16 protein-coding genes are annotated in these 19733 nt (G+C 70.2%); 4 read left to right on the plus strand and 12 right to left on the minus strand.

Features of this window, described 5'->3' with window-relative positions:
• Positions 1–66 precede the first annotated feature (66 nt).
• Genes IEY81_RS02675 through IEY81_RS02685 form a run of 3 tightly spaced genes read right to left on the minus strand, consistent with a single transcriptional unit; the run spans position 67 to position 3847 of the window.
• Positions 67–1338, minus strand: a complete 1272-nt coding sequence (locus IEY81_RS02675; RefSeq protein ID WP_189116911.1) for an anthranilate synthase component I family protein — start codon at positions 1336–1338, stop codon at positions 67–69.
• Positions 1335–1910: an anthranilate synthase component II gene (locus IEY81_RS02680; RefSeq protein WP_189116912.1), complete on the minus strand. Its 576-nt coding sequence runs from the start codon at positions 1908–1910 to the stop codon at positions 1335–1337. Before IEY81_RS02680 ends, IEY81_RS02675 begins: the two co-directional genes overlap by 4 nt.
• A complete protein-coding gene (locus tag IEY81_RS02685; RefSeq protein ID WP_189116913.1) occupies positions 1907–3847 on the minus strand; it encodes an anthranilate synthase family protein in 1941 nt (646 codons plus the stop codon). The genes IEY81_RS02680 and IEY81_RS02685 overlap by 4 nt, the downstream gene beginning before the upstream one ends.
• 430 nt (positions 3848–4277) lie before the next feature.
• Here IEY81_RS02685 and IEY81_RS24030 point away from each other — a divergent pair, with 430 nt between their 5' ends.
• Entirely contained in the window at positions 4278–4481 is a 204-nt protein-coding gene (locus IEY81_RS24030; protein ID WP_229787254.1) for a hypothetical protein, read from the plus strand.
• A 181-nt stretch (positions 4482–4662) separates the two neighbouring features.
• Here the strand turns inward: IEY81_RS24030 and IEY81_RS02695 are convergent, their stop codons facing one another.
• A complete protein-coding gene (locus tag IEY81_RS02695) occupies positions 4663–6852 on the minus strand; it encodes a HelD family protein (RefSeq protein ID WP_189116914.1) in 2190 nt (729 codons plus the stop codon).
• 257 nt (positions 6853–7109) lie between these two features.
• Positions 7110–7874, minus strand: coding sequence for an enoyl-CoA hydratase family protein (locus tag IEY81_RS02700; RefSeq protein WP_189116915.1), 765 nt, complete (start codon positions 7872–7874; stop codon positions 7110–7112).
• Positions 7875–7905: 31 nt separating this feature from the next.
• Between IEY81_RS02700 and IEY81_RS02705 the strand changes: the two genes are divergently transcribed.
• Positions 7906–8475, plus strand: coding sequence for a protein-L-isoaspartate O-methyltransferase family protein (locus tag IEY81_RS02705; RefSeq protein WP_229787256.1), 570 nt, complete (start codon positions 7906–7908; stop codon positions 8473–8475).
• Here the strand turns inward: IEY81_RS02705 and IEY81_RS02710 are convergent.
• Positions 8472–9668 (minus strand): YihY/virulence factor BrkB family protein, encoded by a 1197-nt coding sequence (locus IEY81_RS02710; RefSeq protein WP_229787257.1) that lies wholly within the window; start codon positions 9666–9668, stop codon positions 8472–8474. The two genes, IEY81_RS02705 and IEY81_RS02710, sit on opposite strands and share 4 nt — an antisense overlap.
• A 75-nt stretch (positions 9669–9743) precedes the next feature.
• Between IEY81_RS02710 and IEY81_RS02715 the strand changes: the two genes are divergently transcribed.
• Both IEY81_RS02715 and IEY81_RS02720 read left to right on the plus strand, forming a co-directional pair.
• Positions 9744–10340: an RDD family protein gene (locus IEY81_RS02715; protein WP_189116917.1), complete on the plus strand. Its 597-nt coding sequence runs from the start codon at positions 9744–9746 to the stop codon at positions 10338–10340.
• A 60-nt stretch (positions 10341–10400) separates the two neighbouring features.
• Entirely contained in the window at positions 10401–11072 is a 672-nt protein-coding gene (locus IEY81_RS02720; protein ID WP_189116918.1) for an RDD family protein, read from the plus strand.
• A gap of 84 nt (positions 11073–11156) precedes the next feature.
• Here the strand turns inward: IEY81_RS02720 and IEY81_RS02725 are convergent, their stop codons facing one another.
• The 6 genes from IEY81_RS02725 to IEY81_RS02750 all read right to left on the minus strand — a co-directional run bounded on the left by IEY81_RS02725 (position 11157) and on the right by IEY81_RS02750 (position 19672).
• Positions 11157–12338: an acyl-CoA dehydrogenase family protein gene (locus tag IEY81_RS02725; RefSeq protein ID WP_189116919.1), complete on the minus strand. Its 1182-nt coding sequence runs from the start codon at positions 12336–12338 to the stop codon at positions 11157–11159.
• Positions 12335–14302 carry an acetyl/propionyl/methylcrotonyl-CoA carboxylase subunit alpha gene (locus IEY81_RS02730; RefSeq protein WP_189116920.1) on the minus strand — a complete coding sequence of 656 codons (1968 nt, stop codon included), beginning with the start codon at positions 14300–14302 and terminating at the stop codon, positions 12335–12337. The genes IEY81_RS02725 and IEY81_RS02730 overlap by 4 nt, the downstream gene beginning before the upstream one ends.
• Before the next feature lie 126 nt (positions 14303–14428).
• Entirely contained in the window at positions 14429–16054 is a 1626-nt protein-coding gene (locus IEY81_RS02735) for an acyl-CoA carboxylase subunit beta (protein ID WP_189116921.1), read from the minus strand.
• Positions 16051–17184, minus strand: a complete 1134-nt coding sequence (locus IEY81_RS02740) for an acyl-CoA dehydrogenase family protein (RefSeq protein WP_189116922.1) — start codon at positions 17182–17184, stop codon at positions 16051–16053. Before IEY81_RS02740 ends, IEY81_RS02735 begins: the two co-directional genes overlap by 4 nt.
• A complete protein-coding gene (locus IEY81_RS02745) occupies positions 17181–18869 on the minus strand; it encodes an acyclic terpene utilization AtuA family protein (RefSeq protein ID WP_189116923.1) in 1689 nt (562 codons plus the stop codon). Before IEY81_RS02745 ends, IEY81_RS02740 begins: the two co-directional genes overlap by 4 nt.
• Positions 18866–19672 carry a TIGR03084 family metal-binding protein gene (locus IEY81_RS02750; protein ID WP_189116924.1) on the minus strand — a complete coding sequence of 269 codons (807 nt, stop codon included), beginning with the start codon at positions 19670–19672 and terminating at the stop codon, positions 18866–18868. The genes IEY81_RS02745 and IEY81_RS02750 overlap by 4 nt, the downstream gene beginning before the upstream one ends.
• Positions 19673–19733 lie beyond the last annotated feature (61 nt).

The following is a 19733-nucleotide window of genomic DNA, read 5'->3' on the forward strand; positions in this document are numbered from 1 at the left end:
TTTATGAACGTTCCAATAGACATGGCTCCGATGTCTCGACGTGTCGCCGTCTTTTCACCGGATTGATCACCTGCCGAGGGAAGCACGCACCCGGTCGGCCTTCAACCGGGCCTCAGCGGCCTCCTCGGCGAGGTCGGACCTGACCGTGATCCCGCCGCCCGTGCCGATCCGCCAGGTGTGCCGGTCGTGGGTGGTCAGGGTGCGGATGACGACGCCGAGGTCGGCCGGACCGTCGCCCGAGATCCAGCCGAACGCCCCGGCGTACGCCGCCCGTGGGCCGCCCAGCTCACGCTCGGCACGCTCGATGATCTCCATCGTGCGCAGCTTGGGCGCACCGGTCATCGACCCTGCCGGGAAGAGCCTTCGCAGCGCCTCGACGGTCGTGATCTCCTCGCGCAGACGGCCGCGGACCGTGGTGACCAGCTGGTGCACGCTCGGGTAGGACTCGACCTTCATCAGGTCCGGCACCTCCACCGTCCCGGGCTCGCAGACCATCGCCAGGTCGTTGCGGAGCAGGTCGGTGATCATCAGGTTCTCGCTGCGCAGCTTCGGATCGGTGCGCAGGTGCTCGGCGCTCGCCGCGTCCTCTTCCTCCGTCTCGCCCCGCGGCGTCGTCCCCTTGATCGGCCTCGTCTCGATCGTGCGGTCCTCGTCGATCAGCGCATAGCGCTCCGGGCTCGAGCTCAGCAGCCAGGCTCGGTGATCGGCTACGTCGTGCTGGAGGAAACCTGCGTACGGGGCGGGGTTGATGCTGCGCAGTCGAAGATAGGTCTCCACCGGGTCGGCCTCCGTCTCCACCGTCGTGCGGTAGGTCAGGTTGGCTTCGTAGGTGTCGCCTCTCCTGAGGGCTTCTTGGATCTGGGCGAAGGCTTGGGGGTAGGTGGCGGGCGGGGGTGTGGGATACCCGGTCGACCGGGTATCCCTGGACTGGACGGGCACTGGAACACCCGTCAAGTCCAAGAAGTGCCCGTCAAGCTCATGCTCGATGACCATCAGGTGAGACGGTCGCAGCCAGACCGCGTCGGGGACGTCGGTCGACGGGGCAGCGGGGAGATCGGCGCGGCAGGCGTAGCCGAGGTAGCCGAACCACTGTTCCCCGGCGCCGATCTCGTCCTCGAGCGCCTGCCAGATGTCGTCACCGACGACCTCGGAGCGGCCACCGGCATGGAGCAGCACCTCGCGCCGTGCGGCCGAGTAGGTCAGCGAGACGTCGTCGTCATCGAGCCAGCCGATCAGCGACCGGGTTCCGGACCAGTCCCGCGCACCTCCACCGTCGAGCCAGACGCAGCGGGGGTGGGCGGCGGCGACCTCGGCGAAGAGCTCCTCGGCGCTCGTCACTGGCCCGCTACCGACGTGCTCAGGAACCGCGCGATCATCGCCGTGCCGTGCTGCGAGAGCACAGACTCGGGGTGGAACTGAACGCCTTCGAGCGGCAGCGAGCGGTGGCGTACGCCCATCACCACGCCGTCCTCGGACCGCGCCGTCACCTCCAGGTCATCGGGCACCGAGACCGCCGCCAGCGAGTGGTACCGGACGGCTGCGAGCGGGGAGGGGAGGCCGGCGAAGACCCCGCGACCGTCGTGGGTCACCTGTGCGACCTCACCGTGCGCGGGCTCGATGCGGTCGACGACGCCGCCGTAGGCGGTGACCAGCCCCTGCATCCCCAGACAGACGCCGAGGACGGGCCGGTCCCCGGCCAGGAGTACGTCACGCCCGACTGCGAAGTCCGCCGGGTCGGCCGGGTGGCCGGGGCCGGGCGAGAGCACCACGTGGGTGTAGCCAGCGAGCTCGCCGACCTTCACCTCGTCGTGCTCGACGACGTCCGGAAGGACACCGCTGACCTGGGCGATCATGTGGACGAGGCTCCACACGTAGGAGTCGTGGTGGTCGACCACCACCACGTCGCTCATTCGGCCAGGAGGTCGCTGACGACGTCGTGGATGAGGTCGTAGCCGCGCTCGGTGAGGACCGACTCCGCATGGAACTGGATGCCGGCGTAGTGCGGCCCGGAGATGGCATGGATGTCGCCGGAGACCGGGTCGGCGTCGACCGACACCCCGTCGGGCAGCTCCGTGTCACCGAGCCGGCCCACGAAGGTGTTGTAGAAACCGACCCGCTCGCGCCGCGGCCGCCCGCCGAAGCCGAGACCGACGCGGGTCTGGGTGCCCTGGAAGACGATGTCCTTGTAGTGCAGCCCGATCCCGAGCTGGTGACAGAGCGCCTGATGTCCGAGGCAGACCGCGAGGAACGGCTGCTCCGACTCGAGCAGCGTCGCCACCGCGGCGCGCAGCTTGCCCATCTTCGGGTCCTCGTCGTCACGAGGGTCGCCCGGCCCTGGACCGACGATGACCAGGTCGGCACCCTCGAAGGAACCGTCCTGGTAGTCCTCGTGACGCACCACCGACGAGGTCATGCCGAGCACCCGGAGGACGTGGCGCAGCATGCGTACGAAGTCGTCCTCGCCGTCGAGGATCACCGCGTGCTTGCCGGCGAGGTGCGACGCGGGCTCCTCGTCGGCCTGGTCCGTCAGCCAGAACGACGACAGCCGGCGGTTGCGCGAGGCCAGCGTGAGGAGCAGGTCCTCGTCGTTGACCAGCTCGGAGACGTCCTGGGCGAGCGCCGGCGCTGCCGGCACCAGACCGAAGGCGGAAAGGATGCCGCCGGCCTTGGCGTGCGTCTCGGCGACCTCGTAGGCCGGGTCGGAGTCGCGCACCAGGGTCGCCCCGGCGCTCACCTTCAGCTCGCCGGACAGGGACACGTCGGCGGTGCGGATCACGATCGGGCTGTCCACGGTCGGCGCACCGGACTCGTCACGGCCGAGCAGCGCGAGCGCGGCGCCGTAGTAGCCACGGCCCTCCGGCTCGTACTTCTTGATCAGCCGGCACGCGTTCTCCACCGGCGAGCCGGTGACGGTGGCGGCGTACATCGTGTCGCGCAGGATCTCGCGCGGATCGCGGCCCGAGCGGCCGGCGAGGAGGTACTCGGTATGGATCAGACGTGACATCGGCTTCAGGAACGGGCCGAGCACCTGGCCGCCCTGGTCGCAGATGTCGCACATCATCTTGAGCTCCTCGTCGACCACCATGAAGAGCTCGTAGACCTCCTTCTGATCCGTCAGGAAGTCGGTCAGCTGCCCCTTGAGGTCGTGGGCGATCTTCTCCGGGGTGCCCTCGAGATCCCGCGGCAGGCGGAACGTACCGGAGATCGGGTTCATCCGGACGTCACCGCCGTGGACGCTCACGTGGCGCTCCGGGCTGGCGCCGATCAGATAGCGGTCACCGGTGAAGAAGCAGTAGGTCCAGTACGCCCCGCGCTCGCGCTCCAGCAGCCGGCGCAGCACGGTGAGCGCGCGGGTGTGGTTCCAGTCGTCGAGCTGGGCGCGATAGTGGCGGCCGATCACGAAGTTGGCGCCCTCGCCCTGGCCGATCTCGTCCTCGATGACGGTCTTGACCAGGTCGGCGTAGGTGTCGTCGTCGACGTCGAAGCCGCCGCGGTCGGTGAACTCGACGGGTACGTCGGGCAGCGCCTCGATCACCTCGGCGACCGAGAACTCCCACTCACGCTCCACGTCGACGACCACCAGCGGGGTGCCGTCGTCGTGGGCCTCGAAGCCCCGCTCGGCGACCTGCCGGAACGGCACCGCGAGCAGCCGGTCGGCGACCTTCCCGGGCTCCGGCGTCCCCTCCTCGAGAGGTACGTCGAGCAGCGACTCCACCTCGGACCGCGTGCCCGCCAGCATGCCGACCGTGTCCCGATCACCCGCCCTCGACGAGCGCCGGATGATCGCCCACGCCTCGTGTCCCGTGATCTCCTCGATCGCGGTCGTGGCAGGGCTTTGGCTCGTCATGGGACGAGCCTAATCCGCGCGCCCGCGTGCGGCCGATTCGATTCGGATCGTGGGCTCCGGGCCGCTACCACCCCCGAGCCCTCTGTCGGCTGTCCCCTCCTCCGGGCACTGCACTAGCCGATGACACTTTGTGAACGGTTCACAAAGTGTCATCGGCTTCTCAAGTCCCTGGCGGGAGCCCCTGGCTAGGCTGCCCGGGTGGGTGTCAACGATCTGAGCAACGACGAGTTCGAGCGTCTCTACGGGCCCTGGGCGACCCACACCCCGGCCGACGTGGCGGAGCTGTTCGAGGGCTATCCCGGCACCTGGTGGATCGCCGGCGATCTGGACCCGCGAGAGTGCGCAGAGCCCGTGGGAGTACGACCTGCTGCTCTCCCCGGGGTCGGCCCGCCTCTGGGAGTACCGTCGCGACCCGTCGATCCGGATGCCGATGCACGATGCGCTCTGGGAGCTCGACGGCGTGCGCTACCTGCAGCCCGAGATCCAGCTGCTCTACAAGGCGCCGGGCCTACGCCCGAAGGACCAGGTCGACTTCGACAACACGATCCCGCTGCTCGACGATCGCAGCCTCCGCTGGCTGCGACAAGCCCTCGCGCAGACCCTCCCCGACCACCCCTGGATCACCACCCTCTGACCGCGTCGGTCTCGACACGCCCGACCAGCGAGGACCACCCGACCCCCGCTGGTCGAGCCCCGCGAGCGCCAGCGAGCGGGTGTCGAGACCAACACGGTCCCGTCGACGCTCGATGAGGCTGTGTTGGTCTCGACACGCTCGGCCGCAGGCGGCCTCCCGGCTCGACCAGCGTGCGGACGGGTCAGGAGACGGTCGTGAGGAGCTGGGTGGCGCGAGTGAGGACGACGTAGAGGGTGGCGCGGCCGGTGGCCGACTCCTGCTCGATCTCGTCGGGGCTGACCACGACGATGCCGTCGAACTCGAGGCCCTTGGTGTCCAGGCCGGTGAGTACGACGATGCGGTCCTCGCCCGAGGGGACGGCATCCGGGGAGGCTGCGGACGCAGCAGCAGACGGCGCGTCGGCGGCGAACTCCGACCACGAGGCCAGCCACGAGTTGACCTCGGAGCGGCGCGCGACCGGGACCACGATGCCGACGGTGCCGCCGACCTGCGACGCGATCTCGCCGACCGCCTCGCGGGTGGCCTTCTCCAGGTCGACCGCGTGCTCGATGACCCGCGGCTCGACACCGGTGGAGCGGACCGCGGTGGGCAGGTCGGCGTCGAGCCCGACGCGCTCGGCGTAGGCAGCGGCGAAGGCGTAGATCTCGGCCGAGTTGCGGTAGTTGGTCGAGAGGTGGAACGCGTGGACCGGCTTGCCCTCCAGCGCCTTGGCCCGCGCCTCCTCCGCCTCCGACGGCACCGGCCACGAGGACTGAGCCGGGTCGCCGACGATGGTCCAGGAGGCCGTACGTCCTCGGCGGCCGACCATCCGCCACTGCATCGGGGTGAGGTCCTGGGCCTCGTCGATGAGGATGTGGGCGAACGGGTCGTCGTCGATGCGGTAGGTCGGCGGCCGCCAGCCGCGGCCCGACGCGAACTCGCGGTCGGAGGCGGTCATCAGCTCCGCGATGTCGATGCCGCTGTGGTCGGCGTCGCGCTCGTCGGCGGCCTGCTCGGGGATGTCGCCGATCGCGTAGCGGAGCTCGTCGAGCAGCGGGATGTCCTCGATCGCCAGGTCGGCGTCGGTCAGCCCCCTGCCAGCCCACGACTTGAGGAGCAGCTGCTGCTCGTCGTGGGACAGGACTCCCTCGGAGACCCGAGCGAGGAACTCGGGCTCGCGCAGCCAGCCGAGCACCTCGCGCGCCTCCAGCGCCGGCCACCAGGCCGCGGCGAACTCGAGGAAGTCCGGGTTGTCGAGCATCTCGTCGTTGAAGACCTCGCGACCCCGCTCGCGGCCGCGCTCGCCGCGTACCTGCCGCCAGAGGATGTCGAGGAGCATCTGAGGTACGCGGCGCAGCTGCTGGTTGCGCCGGCCCTGGCTCATCAGCTGACGGCGCAGCTCACCGAGCCGCTTGCCGTCCAGCCGCAGCGAGTCGTCGCGGTAGAAGACCTTGAACTCGCGCGGCGAGCCTGGCGCCTGCTGGCGCGCGGCGCGACGCAGCACCTCGGCCATCCGCGCCGAGCCCTTCACGTCGGCGACGGCCGGGTCGTTGTGCCAGGTGGCGCGTACGCCGTCGACGACCTCGCCCAGCGACCGCAGCGCCACCGCGGTCTCCCCGAGCGAGGGCAGGACCCGCTCGATGTAGCGCATGAAGACGCCCGACGGACCCACGATGAGCACACCGCCGGACTCGTAGCGGCGGCGCTCGGTGTAGAGCAGGTAGGCCGCACGGTGGAGCGCGACGACGGTCTTGCCGACGCCGGGGCCACCGGAGATGGTGGTGACGCCCTTGCCGGGCGCACGGATCGCCTTGTCCTGCTCGGCCTGGATGGTCGCGACGATGGAGTGCATCGTGCGGTCGCGCGCGCGGCTGAGCTGCGCGATGAGCGCACCCTCGCCGACGATCGGCAGGTCGGCGCCGGAGCGCTCGAGCGCGTCGGCGTCGAGCAGCTCGTCCTCGACACCGATGACGTTCTGGCCCTCGGAGCGGAGCACCCGGCGCCTGATCACGGAGCGCGGCTCGACCGCGGTCGCCTGGTAGAAGACCGCGGCGGCTGGCGCTCGCCAGTCGATCAGCAGCGAGTCGCGCTGGGCGTCGCGCAGGCCGATCCGGCCGACGTAGCGCGGCTCCGCGTCGACCTCGGGGTCGAGGTCGAGCCGGCCGAAGACCAGCCCCTCGTGGGCAGCATCGAGCTGCGCGATGCGACGCGCAGCCTGGTAGGCGAACGCGTCGCGCTCGACCAGACCACCCTCGTGCCCCAGACGCCCGCGGTCGCGGCCCTCGTCAGCCAGCTCCTGGGCAGCGCGCGCCGACTCCCCCAGCTGGAGGTAGACACGATCTACGAAACTCTGCTCCTGAGCGATCTCGTGCTCAGCCAGCTTGTCGTTCAACTGGACGTTCCCCCGTCAGAAGTTCCACACCCCGCCGTGCGCCCCCCATGGCGCACGGCAAGGAGACAACTCTACCCCCGACGTGCGGTTATGGGCACACGGGTGCCATCAGTCGACCGGCCCAGCGGACCGGCTGCCCGCCGACCCAACCCTCGACGTGGTCGATGACCCCGAGGTCGATCTCGATCGTTCCGTCGGCGGGGACCCCGCTCTGCGCCTCCCGGAGTCGATTCGGCTGCGCTGCCTGTTTCCGGCCGCTACTTCTTCCGGGTCAGGAAGGCCGTCATCGCCTCACGGGCCTCGTCGGAGCCGAAGAGGCGAGCGGAGAGGGAGGCCATCTCCTCGCCACCGGCGTCGATGTGCTCGACCAGGCCACGCACCATCAGGCGCTTGGTCTCGCGCAGGCCCTGGGGCGATCCCTTGACCAGCGAGGAGGTGATGGCGGCGACCTCGTCGTCGAGGGAGTCGGCCGGGACGGCGGCGGTGAGGATGCCGATGCGGGCGGCCTCGGCGGCGTCGAACTTCTCGCCGGTGAGGAAGTAGCGCGACGCCGCGCGCGAGTCGATCCGGGGCAGGATCGAGAGCGAGATCGCCGCGGGGGCGAGGCCGAGGCGGACCTCGGTGAGCGCGAACGAGACGGTGTCGGCGGCGACCGCGACGTCGGCGGCGGCGACCAGGCCGAGGCCCCCGGCGCGTACCGGACCCTGCACCTTCGCCACCACGGGCTTGGTCAGGGCGACGATGGTGCGCTGGAGACGGACGATCCCGCGGGTGCCCTCCTCCATCGGCACGGTCGCGGCTTCGGAGAGGTCGGCACCGGAGCAGAAGACGGTGCCGGTCGCCTGGAGCACGACGGCCTTCACGTCGGCGTCCTTGTCGGCGGAGTGCAGGGCGTCGAAGAGCTCGGTGACCAGCTGGCTCGAGAGCGCGTTGCGGTTGTGCGGCGAGTCGAGGGTGATCGTGGCGACGCCGTCGGCGACGTCGAGGTGGACGAGCTCAGCGGGGGTTTGCGCTTCAGTCATGGACCAAACCCTACGGTGGTTGACTGGTGGTGTGGACCGGGTCCGCGATGCATTCGCCGCGATCCCCCGGGACGGCTTCCTGCCTCCGGAGGAGCGCACCTACGCGGGCTTCGACCAGCCGCTCCCGATCGGCCGCGGACAGACCAACTCGCAGCCGCGCACGGTCGCCGACATGCTGCATCTGCTCGAGGTCCGACCGGGCGACGAGGTGCTCGACGTCGGCTCCGGGTCGGGCTGGACGACCGCGCTGCTCGCCCACCTGACCGGCCCCGAGGGCAGCGTCGTCGGGGTCGAGCTGGAACCGTCCCTCGTACGCTTCGGCCGCCACAACCTGGCAGCGACCGGGCAGCCCTGGGCACGCATCGAGAAGGCGAGGAACGGCGTCCTCGGGTGGCCCAAGAAGGCTCCGTACGACCGCATCCTCGTCTCCGCGGAGGCAGAGGCGATGCCGCGGGAACTGGTGGAGCAGCTGGCCGCGCCCGGCCAGATGGTGATCCCGGTCGCCGGGATGATGATGCTGGTCGAGCGCTCCGCGACCGGGCAGGCGCGACTCAGCAGCCACGGCTGGTATCGCTTCGTACCGCTGCGCCGGAAGGCTTAGGGCTTCGCCTGTCTCGCAGGTCTCGTCCGCTTCGTCTCCTTCGCCGGCTCAGGCTGCTTCGGCTCCTCGTCGGGATGAGGCAGTGCGCGCAGCTTGCCCGGCGGCACCGGGGGCGGTGGCTTGGTCGGCGGCAGCGGCCGGCTGAACTCGTCACGCCGACGGATCTGCCGCGCGGTCTTGCGCAGCCAGGACGGGTCCATGACGATCTCGTGGGTGTCGCCGTCGGGCCCGTCGAAGCTGACCGCGACGGTCTCGAAGCCCTTGTGGCGCTGCATCAGCGCATAGCTGGCGTACGCCCGCCGGTCGGCCTCGGTGAGGAGGACGTCGTCGGTGAAGAGGGTGAGCAGCGCGCGCGGCCACAGGTGGCGGGAGTAGACGACGTTGACCTCGATCGAGATCACCACCATCAGCGCGGCGATGTAGAGGAAGGCGACCAGACCGAGGACCAGGGCGAAGGTCTGGTTCATCCCGTTGGTGGCGGCGAGCACGTGCTGGACGAACTCGGCGCCGAAGTACTGCAGCACCTGCCACAGCAGCGCGAACGTGAACGCGCCGGGCAGGGCGTGGGAGAGCGCGTGATCGCGAGTCGTGGCCATCCGGAAGACGACGCACAGCATGCCGGTGACGATGCCGACCGTGCCGAGGATGACCAGCCAGTAGCCGACGTCGACCGCCTTGAACCCGAGGAAGTCGGTGCGGCTCAGCACCAGCGAGAGCGAGGTGACCGAGAGGATCGCCAGGCCGCCGGTGGCGAGCATCAGCAGCGACCGCACCCGCAGCAGGATCGGGTTGGGACGGCTGTTGCGCGGCACCGACCACGCGGTGTTGACGGCGTTCTGCATCGACAGACCGAGGCCGAGCGCACCGTAGAGGGCCGCCAGACCACCGACGATGATCGCGCTGGTCGACCCGGTCAGCTCCTTGCGGCCGAGCTGGTCACCGATGATCGGGAACTGCGCCAGCGCGGTGTCGAGCACCGCCTCCTGCAGCTTCGGGTCGCCCTCGAGCACGAAGCCGAGGATCGAGGAGGCGAGCAGCAGGATCGGGAAGACCGCGACGAAGGCGTAATAGGTGATGATGGCCGCCAGGTTGTTGCCCTGGTCCTCGTAGAACTTGTAGATGACGGCCAGCGGGAACGCCACCGGCGGGAACCGGCGCTGAGCCCGATCCATCGCCTTCGCTGCTCCAGCCACAAGGGTCAGGCTAACCCCTGCCCGACCCGATAGATTGAACGTCGGTCAGGTCAGCAGGTCACCACACTCGAGGAGATGACCCCCCAGATGTCCAACTTCGGCCCGCCCTCGGGCCCCCCGCCCGGTCCCCCGACCGGGCCGCCTCCAGGTGCACCGCAGGGCCCGCCGCAGGGCCCCCCGCCGGGCACGAGCCAGCAGCCCCAGTCGCCGCCCTGGGCACAGCAGGCGTACGTCCCCAGCGGCCCGCCGCTCGCGACCTGGGGCCGCCGGGCGTGCGCTGCCCTGATCGACGCGGCGCTGCTGGTGCCGTTCTACCTGGTCGCCGGCGTCGGTGGCGGGCTGGCGCAGGAGTCGGGCTTCTTCGTGACCGCCTTCGGCCTCCTGGTCACCCTGGTCGGCTGGGTCGGTCTCGTCGGTTTCGCGGTGTGGAACCACGTGCTCAAGCAGGGCCGCACGGGCTACACCCTCGGCAAGTCGGTCATCGGGATCAAGCTGGTCAAGCAGGATTCCTCAGCCGTGCTCGGCGCTCCGACGGCGCTGGTCCGTCAGCTGCTCCACGTGCTCGACGGCTTCTGCTTCGTCGGCTACCTGTGGCCGCTGCTGGACGACAAGCGGCAGACCTTCGCCGACAAGATCATCAGCACCCTGGTCGTCGTCGAGCCGCGCTCCTAGACCCGGACGGCACGGGCGTGTGCGCTTACTTTTGCGCCGCGATGTGGCCATACTCCCCCCATGTCTAACTACGGCCCGCCTCCCGGCGCCCCGCAGGACCCCTCCGGTCAGCCCACACCCCCGCCCCCGCCCGCGCCGCCTGCCTACGGTCAGCCCAGCGCACCGCCGCCTCCCGCTCAGGGCTATGGCGCAGCTCCCGGTGGCTACGGCACGGTGCCGGCCGGCTACGGCGCCCCGACCCCGCCGTACGCCTCCTGGGGCTCGCGCGTCGGTGCCGCGATCATCGACGGCCTGTGCGGTGCCGTGGCGATGATCCCGTTCTGGGTCGGCTACGGCCTCTTCATCGGCGGCGCCGCCGCGGGCAGCTCGGAGTACGACCCGGTGACCGGCGTGTACACCCCCGGTGAGCCCAACGGAGCGCTGCTGGCCATCGGCGGGATCCTCGCGTTCCTCGGCTTCCTGCTCGGCCTCGCGTTCCTCTTCTGGAACTACGGCCTGAAGCAGGGCAAGACCGGCTACTCGATCGGCAAGGGCGTCCTCGGCATCAAGGTCGTCAAGGAGGCCGACGGCCAGGTCCTCGGCACCTGGTTCTCGATCGGGCGGTTCTTCGTCCACTACCTCGACCAGCTCCCCTGCTACCTCGGCTACCTGTGGCCGCTGTGGGACGACAAGCGGCAGACCTTCGCCGACAAGATCCTCAGCACCATCGTGGTCAACGAGCCGAAGCAGTAACAGGGAAAGACGTACGAACAGGGCCGGTCGCGAGCGCGACCGGCCCTGTCTCGTGGGGGTCTCGACAAGCTCGACCACCGGCGATCAGTAGGACTTGGGGAGTCCCAGGGTGTGCATGGCGATGTAGTTGAGGATCATCTCCCGGCTGACCGGGGCGATCCGGCCGAGCCGGGCGGCGACCAGCTGGTTGGCCAGCCCGTACTCCACCGTCAGGCCGTTGCCGCCGTGGGTGTGGACCGCGACGTCGGTGGCGTTGCAGGCGACCTCGCCGGCGGCGTACTTGGCCATGTTGGCGTACTCGCCGGCACCGGCGTCGTCACCGGCGTCGTAGAGCGCGGCGGCCTTCTGCCAGAGCAGGCGGGCCTGCTCGAGCTCGATCTTCACCTTCGCGAGCGGGTGCGCGATGCCTTGGTGGGAGCCGATCGGGGCGTCCTTCCAGACCGACCGGGTCGAGGCGTACTCGACCGCCTTCCCGAGCGCGTAGCGCGCCATCCCGGCCGAGAGGGCGGCGCCCATGATCCGCTCGGGGTTGAGGCCGGCGAAGAGCTGCCAGATGCCGCCGTCCTCGTCGCCGACGAGGGCGTCCGCGGGGAGGCGTACGTCGTCGATGAAGAGGGTGAACTGCTTCTCCGGCGCCTCCCAGGCCATCGGGATCACCTGCTTGGTGAAGCCCTCGGAGTCGGTCGGCACCACGAAGAGGGCCGGCTTGAGCTTCCCGGTCTTGGCGTCCTCCGTGCGGGCGACGATGAGGACCGAGTCGGCCTCGTCGACACCGGAGATGAACGTCTTCTGACCGTTCAGCACCCAGCTGTCGCCGTCACGCTTGGCGGTGGTGGTGATCTTGTGGGAGTTGGAGCCGGCGTCGGCCTCGGTGATGCCGAAGGCCATCAGCAGCGACCCGTCGGCGATCGACGGCAGCCAGCGCTTCTTCTGCTCCTCGGTGCCGCAGCGGCCGATGATGCTGCCGCAGATCGCCGGGCTGACGACCATCATCAGCAGCGGCGCGCCTGCGGTCGCGGCCTCCTCGAGCACGGCGGCGAGGTCGCTCATGCCGCCGCCACCGCCGCCGTACTCCTCGGCGATGTTGACGCCGAGGAACCCGTTGCGGCCCATCTCGAGCCACATCTCGGTCATCTTGCCGCCCTCGCGGGCCTGCTTGGCGACGAAGTCGTGACCGTATTTCCCGGCCAGCTTCGCCACCGCCTCGCGCAGCGCGATCCGCTCCTCGGGCTCGGTGAACGGGCTTGGCGCAGTGGGGTTGCTCATGCTGTTTCCTCCTTGGTGGTCTCGACAGGCTCGACCACCGACTCGACCGACTCGACCACCGCGAGCACCTCGTCGGCGGCGACCTGGTCTCCGGGCTTGACGTTGATCTGGGTGAGTACGCCGTCGGTCGGCGCGGTCACGGTGTGCTGCATCTTCATCGCCTCGAGCACCAGCAGCGGCTGGCCCTCGGTGACGTCCTGGTCGATCTCGGCCAGCACGCTGATGACGGAGCCCGGCATCGGCGCCAGCAGGCTTCCGGGCTGCGTCTGCAGGGCCGGGTCGGTGAACCGCGGCCGACGCTTCAGCGCGGTGTGGCCGAAGGCCGAGTCGACGTCGACGCTCGCGCCGTCGATGGAGACGGTGTAGCCGGTGCGCAGCCCGTCCTTCTCGAGGACGACGGTGTCCCGGCCGGAGCCGTCCCCGGTGGCGGAGACGACCTCGAAGCCCTCGACGGCCTGACCCTCGATGACATAGCCGTCACGGGTGCCACGCCACTCCACCACGATGCCGTCCTCGGAGCCGTCCTCGAAGACGGTCCGCTGCGGCTGGTTGGGGACGTTGCGCCAGGCGACCGGGATGCCCGGTCGGCGGGTGCGCTCGGCGAGGGCGATCGCTGCCGCGACGGGAGCACCGGGGTCCTCCGTCGTCGAAAGAAATGCCTCTTTCGCGAGCAAGGAGGTGGTGACCTCGCCGCTGCGGAACGCGTCGGAGCCGAGGATGCCGATCAGCTGCTCCCGGTTGGTCACCAGCCCGTGGATCCTGGCCGTACGCAGCACCGAGCTCAGCCGCCGGATCGCCGCGTCGCGCGTGGGCGCGTGCACGATCACCTTGGCCAGCATCGCGTCGTAGAAGGTGCTGACCTCCGAGCCGGAGGTGTAACCGGCATCAATCCGAGCGTCGCCGGAGAACTCCAGCGCAGTCAGCGTCCCCGACTGCGGCTGGTAGTCCGCCGTCGGATCCTCCGCATACAACCGCACCTCGATCGCATGTCCGTCAACGGAGGTCGAGCCTGTCGAGACCCCGCCCAGCGCACCAACCCCGTTTTCAGCCACAGCGACCTGCAGCTCCACGAGATCCACCCCGTGCACCAGCTCGGTCACCGGGTGCTCGACCTGCAGCCGGGTGTTCATCTCCAGGAACCAGAACCGCTCCGAAGCAGCGTCGTAGAGGAACTCGACGGTCCCCGCCCCTCGATAGTCGATCGCCGCGGCGGCGTTGCGGGCCGCCTCGTGCAGCGCGGACCGGACCGAGTCCGGCAGCAGCGGAGCCGGCGACTCCTCGACGACCTTCTGGTGACGGCGCTGCACCGAGCAGTCCCGCTCACCGAAGACGGCGACGTTGCCGGCACCGTCACCGACGACCTGGACCTCGACGTGACGGCCGGCTTCGACGTACGGCTCGACGAAGACGGTGCCGTCGCCGAAGGCCGACTTGGCCTCGGCCTCGGCGGCGGCGACCTCGGCTTCGAGCGCGTCGAGGGTGCGGACGATCCGCATCCCTCGCCCACCACCGCCGGCGGAGGCCTTGACCAGCAGCGGCAGGTCGGACTCGGCCGGGGAGGCGGGCGCCTCGAGCACCGGTACGCCGGCGGAGGCCATGATCTTCTTGGCCTCGATCTTGGAGCCCATCTTCTCGATCGACTCCGGAGCCGGACCGATCCAGGTCAGACCGGCCGCCTCGACGGCGCGGGCGAAGTCGGCGTTCTCCGAGAGGAACCCGTAGCCCGGGTGGATCGCGTCGGCACCGGCCACCTTCGCCGCCTCGATGACGAGGGCGGAGCGGAGGTAGGTGTCCGCGGGCGCGTTGCCGGGGAGGCGTACGGCGTGGTCGGCCTCCGCCACGAACGGCAGGTCGGCGTCGGCGTCGGAGTGGACCGCGACGGTCTCGATGCCGAGCTTGCGGGCGGTACGGAAGACGCGGGAGGCGATCTCGGCGCGGTTCGCGACCAGAATTCGGTTGATCATGAGCATTTCCTTTCGCTGGTCGAGCCGCCGGAGCCGCAAGGCGGAGGCGCGTCGAGACCAACAGAGTCGACTGTGTTGGTCTCGACACCGCTCGCTGCGCTCGCGGGCTCGACCGACGGGGGCTGGTCACACACGGAAGACGCCAAAGTTCATCGCCCCCTCGATCTCCTGAGTCGCGATGGCGGAGAGGCAGAGGCCGAGGACGGTGCGGGTGTCGCGCGGGTCGATGACCCCGTCGTCATAGCCGAGACCGCTCAGGAAGAACGGCAGCGACTGCTCCTCGACCATCCCCTCGACCATGTCCTTGACGCCCTTGAACCCCTCGGCGTCGAAGACCTCGCCCTTCTTCTCGGCGGACTCGCGCGCGACGATCTCCATCACGCCGGCCAGCTGCTGCGGTCCCATGACCGCGGACTTGGCGGACGGCCAGGTGAAGAGGAAGCGGGGGTCGTACGCCCGGCCGTTCATGCCGTAGTTGCCGGCTCCGTAGCTCGCGCCCATGATCACGGTCAGGTGCGGCACGGTGGAGTTGGAGACCGCGTTGATCATCAGCGCACCGTGCTTGATGATGCCGCCCTGCTCGTACTCCGTGCCGACCATGTAGCCGGTGGTGTTGTGCAGGAACAGCAGCGGGGTGTCCTTCTGGTTGGCGAGCTGGATGAACTGCGCCGCCTTCTGGGCCTCCTCGCTCATCAGGACGCCGCGGGCGTTGGCGAGGATGCCGATCTCGCGGCCGTGCAGCCGCGCCCAGCCGACGCAGAGCGAGGTGCCGTAGAGCGGTTTGAACTCGTCGAAGGCCTGATCGCCGTTCGTGTTCCCCGGGCCGACGCCGTCGACGATCCGCAGGATCGCCTCGCGCGGGTCGAACGGCTCCTTGAGGTCGGTCGGGATCAGGTCGAGCAGACCGTCGGGGTCGAGGTCGGGCTCGTGGAACGGCTTCGGCTCGGGGCCGCGCTTGCGCCAGTTGAGGCGGGCGACGACGCGGCGCGCCTGCCGGATGGCGTCGTGCTCGTCGACGGCGAGGAAGTCGGAGGAGCCGGAGATGCGCGAGTGCATCTCGGCACCGCCCAGCGACTCGTCGTCGGTGTCCTCACCGGTCGCCATCTTCACCAGGGGCGGGCCGGCCAGGAAGACCTTCGCCTGCTCCTTGACCATGATCACGTAGTCGCTCATGCCGGGGACGTACGCACCACCCGCTGTGGAGTTGCCGAAGACGACCGAGATGCTCGGCTGCTTGCGGGCGGAGGCCCGGGTGAGGTCCCGGAAGCCCTTGCCGCCCGGGATGAAGATGTCCTTCTGGGTGGGCAGGTCGGCGCCGCCGGACTCGGTCAGGTTGATCGTCGGCAGGCCGTTCTTCTCGGCGATCTCGGCCGCACGGAACGAGCGCTTGAGGGAGTAGGGGTTGAGCGCCCCGCCCTTCACCGTCGGGTCGTTGGCGACGATCATGCACTCGACACCCTCGACCACACCGATGCCGGTGATGATCGACCCACCGACCGGGAAGTCGCTGCCCCAGCCGATCAGCGGCTGGGTCTCCAGGAACGGGCTGCCCTCGTCGAGCAGCAGCTCGATCCGCTCGCGCGCGAGCAGCTTGCCGCGGGCCTGGTGGCGCTGGATGTACTTCTCGCCACCGCCGGCGGCGGCCTTCGCGTGCTCGGCGTCGAGCGCCGCGATCTTCTCCAGCATCGCGCTGCGGCGATCCTGGGGCTCGGGCTGGGCGGCGTTGTCGAGACCCTCTTCGGTAACGGTCATCGGTCCAGTCCCAACAGCTTGGCGGCCAGGTCGGTCATCACTTCGGTGGCTCCTCCTCCGATCGGCAGGATCCGGGCGTCGCGGTAGTGCCGCTCCACCTCGGTCCCGTGCATGTATCCCGTCCCGCCGTGGAGCTGGACGGCCTGGTCGACGACCCAGGTGCAGGCCTCGACCGCTGTCTGCTTGGCGAGCGCGGCGCCGGCGATCGTCGCCGGGTTGGTCCCCTCGCGGTCGTACTGCGCGACCACGGAGTGGGTGTATGCCTTGGCCGCCTCGACCTGTCGGTGCATCTCGACGAGCTTGTGGCGGACCACCTGACGCTTGATCAGGGGCTCGCCGAAGGTCGCACGCTGGCGGCAGTAGTCGGCGGTGAGCTGGAGGCAGCGCGCGGCGGTGCCGTAGCCCTGCACGGCCAGCGCGATCCGCTCGGTCACGAGGGCCTCGGCGATGTAGATGAAGGCGGCGTTCTCCTCACCGACGAGGTTCGTCGCCGGGACGCGCGCATCCTGGAAGGCGAGCTCGGCGGTGTCGGAGCAGTGCCAGCCCATCTTGGCGAGCTTGCGGGTGACCGTGAAGCCAGGGGTGTCCTTGTCGATCACGAGCAGGCTGATGCCGCCGGCGCCCGGGCCGCCGGTGCGTACGGCGGTGGTGACGAAGTCGGCGCGGCAGCCGCTGGTGATGAACGTCTTCGAGCCGTTGACGACGAACTCGTCGCCGTCGCGGACCGCGGTGGTGCGCAGGTGGGCGACGTCGGAGCCCCCGTCGGGCTCGGTGATCGCCAGCGAGCCGATCTTGTCGCCGGCCAGGGTCGGCCGGACGTAGCGGTCGACGAGCTCGGCGGAGCCGTGGTTGGCGATGTGCGGCAGCGCGATCCCGTGGGTGAACAGGCCGGCGAGCAGGCCGGAGGAGGCGCCCTCGGACATCATCCCCTCGGAGGCGGCGACCGTCTCGGCGAGACCGCCGCCCTCGCCGCCGACCTCCTCGCGGAAGCCGATCCCGAAGAGGCCCTGCTTGGCGGCAGCCTTGTGGAGCTCCCGCGGGATCTCCTGGTTGTCTTCCCATTCCTGCAGGTCAGGGGCTACTTCCCGGCGGGCGAACTCGGCGCCCAGCTGGAACAGATCCTCGATCACAGAAGTCCTTCCTCGATGTCCACGTATCGGCTCCGGGCCCACTCGCCCAGGCCCTTCGCCTGCGGGTCGAACCGGGTCGAGGCGGCCACGCCCTCACCGAGCAGACCGTGGATGACGATGTTCACGCCGCGCAGGTGCGGGAGCGGCGTGATGTCGATGTCGAGCTCCTCGGCCTCGGGCAGCAGCTCCTTCACCCACTGCGGGGTCACCGTCGCGAGCAGCCAGTCGACCGCCGCGTCCGGCTTGCCCTGGGGCACCCAGAGCCCGAGGTTGGCGTCGCCGCCCTTGTCCCCGGAGCGCGCGTAGACCAGCTCACCCAGCTCCCGCCGAACCGTCACTCCCGTCGGCCGAGGCGTCACCGCGGGTGACGTCTGGGCCGGCACAGCTGACGCTTCGGCGTAGGCGAGCGGGGCCGGGACCTCGTAGGTCGAGCCGTCGGGCAGGTGGACGGTCTCCGGGGCGCGGTCGCGCCGGACGTAGGCAGCCTTGTAGACGCCGAACGGAGACGGCCGTCCCGGAGGCGCGGTGACGTGGAAGCCCGGGTAGGAGGCGAGCGCCAGCTCGATGGCCGGGGCGGTGAGGGCACGACCGACGGCGTCGGCGTCGGCGGCACGCGCGCTGAGACGCAGGATGCAGGCCGCTCCCTCCTCGGTCGGCGAGTCGGGCGCAGGGATGCGGTAGGTCGACCAGGTGTAGTCGGGCCCGATCGGCAGCTCGGCGTCGAGCTGGTCGCGCAGCCAGGTGGCCTTGGCGTCGATGTCGCGGCCGGTGAGGACGAACTCGGCGGAGTTGCGGTAGCCGCCGAGCGAGTTCACCGCGACCTTGAGCGTCTCCGGCGGCGGGGTGCCGGTGACGCCGGTGATCGCGACCCGGTCCACGCCGACCTCCTCGAGACGGATCGAGGTGAGGTCGGTGGTGACGTCGGGACCGAGGTAGAGCGGGCCCTGGATCTCGTAGAGCAGCTGGGCGGTGACCGTGTCGACTGTGACGGTGCCGCCGGTCTCGTCCTGCTTGGTGATGACCGAGGACCCGTCGGCCTCGATCTCGGCGACCGGGAAGCCCAACGGACGGGACCGGGCCGGCGGCGACATGGTCAGGAAGCCGGAGAAGTTGCCGCCGGTGGCCTGGGTGCCGCACTCGATCACGTGGCCGGCGACCACGGCGCCGGCGAGCTCGTCGTAGGAGTCGCGCTTCCAGCCGTGGTGGGCGATCGCCGGTCCGACGACGACCGACGCATCGGTCACCCGGCCGGTGACGACGATGTCGGCACCGGCCTCGAGCGCGTGCGCGATGCCGAAGGCGCCGAGGTAGGCGTTGGCGGTCAGCGCGTCGGGGTGGGAGTCGAGACGACCGCGGAGGTCGTCGCCGTCGACGTAGGCGACCTTGGCGCTGGTGCCGAGCGCCTCGATCGCCTTCGCGAGCCCGGCGGGGTTGAGACCGCCAGCGTTGGAGACGATCTTGACGTCGCGCTGCAGCGCGAGGTCGAGGCAGTCGGTGAGCTGGCGCAGGAAGGTCTTGGCGTATCCGGTCGTCGGGTCCTTGAGGCTGTCCTTGCCGAGGATGAGCATGGTGAGCTCGGCGAGGTAGTCGCCGGTGAGCACGTCGAGCCGGCCGCCCTCGAGCATGTCGCGCATCGCCGAGAAGCGGTCACCGTAGAAGCCGGAGCAGTTGCCGATCGTGATCATCGCTCGGCCCCCTCGGCAGCGCGGCCGGAGCCGGCCGGTCCGGCGAACGCCTGGGCGATCGTCAGCCACTTCTCGGCGTCGGCACCGGTGGTCTCCAGCGCGGTGTCGTCGCGGTGGATGCGCTGGGTGACGAGCCGGGCGAAGTCGTACGCCGGGCCGCGGACGCTCTGCGCGGCGTCCTCCGGACCCCACGTCCACTGCTCGCCGGAGGGGGCGGTGAGCTCGACCCGGAACGGCTCGGCCGGCGGGGTCAGCTCGTGGACCCCGAAGGAGTAGTCGCGGGTGCGGTTGCCGAGGTGACAGACGTGCTTGATGCGGTCGGTCGGCTCGTAGGCGAGACCGAGACCCTCACGCACGTCCAGGCCGTGGGCCCAGGTCTCCATGAAGCGCGCGGTCGCCATCGACGCCGGCGACATCGGCGGCCCGAACCAGGGCAGCTTCTGGCCGTGGGGGACGTTGGCGAGCGCCTCGGCGAGCTGGCCGCGTACGCCGTCCCAGTGCTGCAGCAGCTCCGTGGCCGGCATCATGGCCATCGCCAGCGCGGACTCGTCGACGTAGCCCTCGGGGTTCTTGATCGCCTCGGTGACCAGCTCGTCCCAGGCGGTCGCGTCACCCGCGACCCACTCGGTCGCGGCGAGCGCGGCCTCGTCGGTCCACGCCAGGTGGGCGATCTGGGCGGCGACGTCCCACCCCTCGGCCGGCGTCGACTGACGCCAGCCCGCCTCGTCCAGGCCCGCCACCACCTGGCGCAGCTCGAACCCCTCTCCGGAGAGGTCCTCGAGAAGTTCATCCAACAGGCTCATCGTCGGACCACCTCCGTAGCGCGGGCGCCAGGATACGGACGCGGCCCGACGGAAGATTCGA

Source organism: Nocardioides luteus, from assembly GCF_014648595.1.
In the GTDB taxonomy this organism is placed as follows: domain Bacteria; phylum Actinomycetota; class Actinomycetes; order Propionibacteriales; family Nocardioidaceae; genus Nocardioides; species Nocardioides luteus.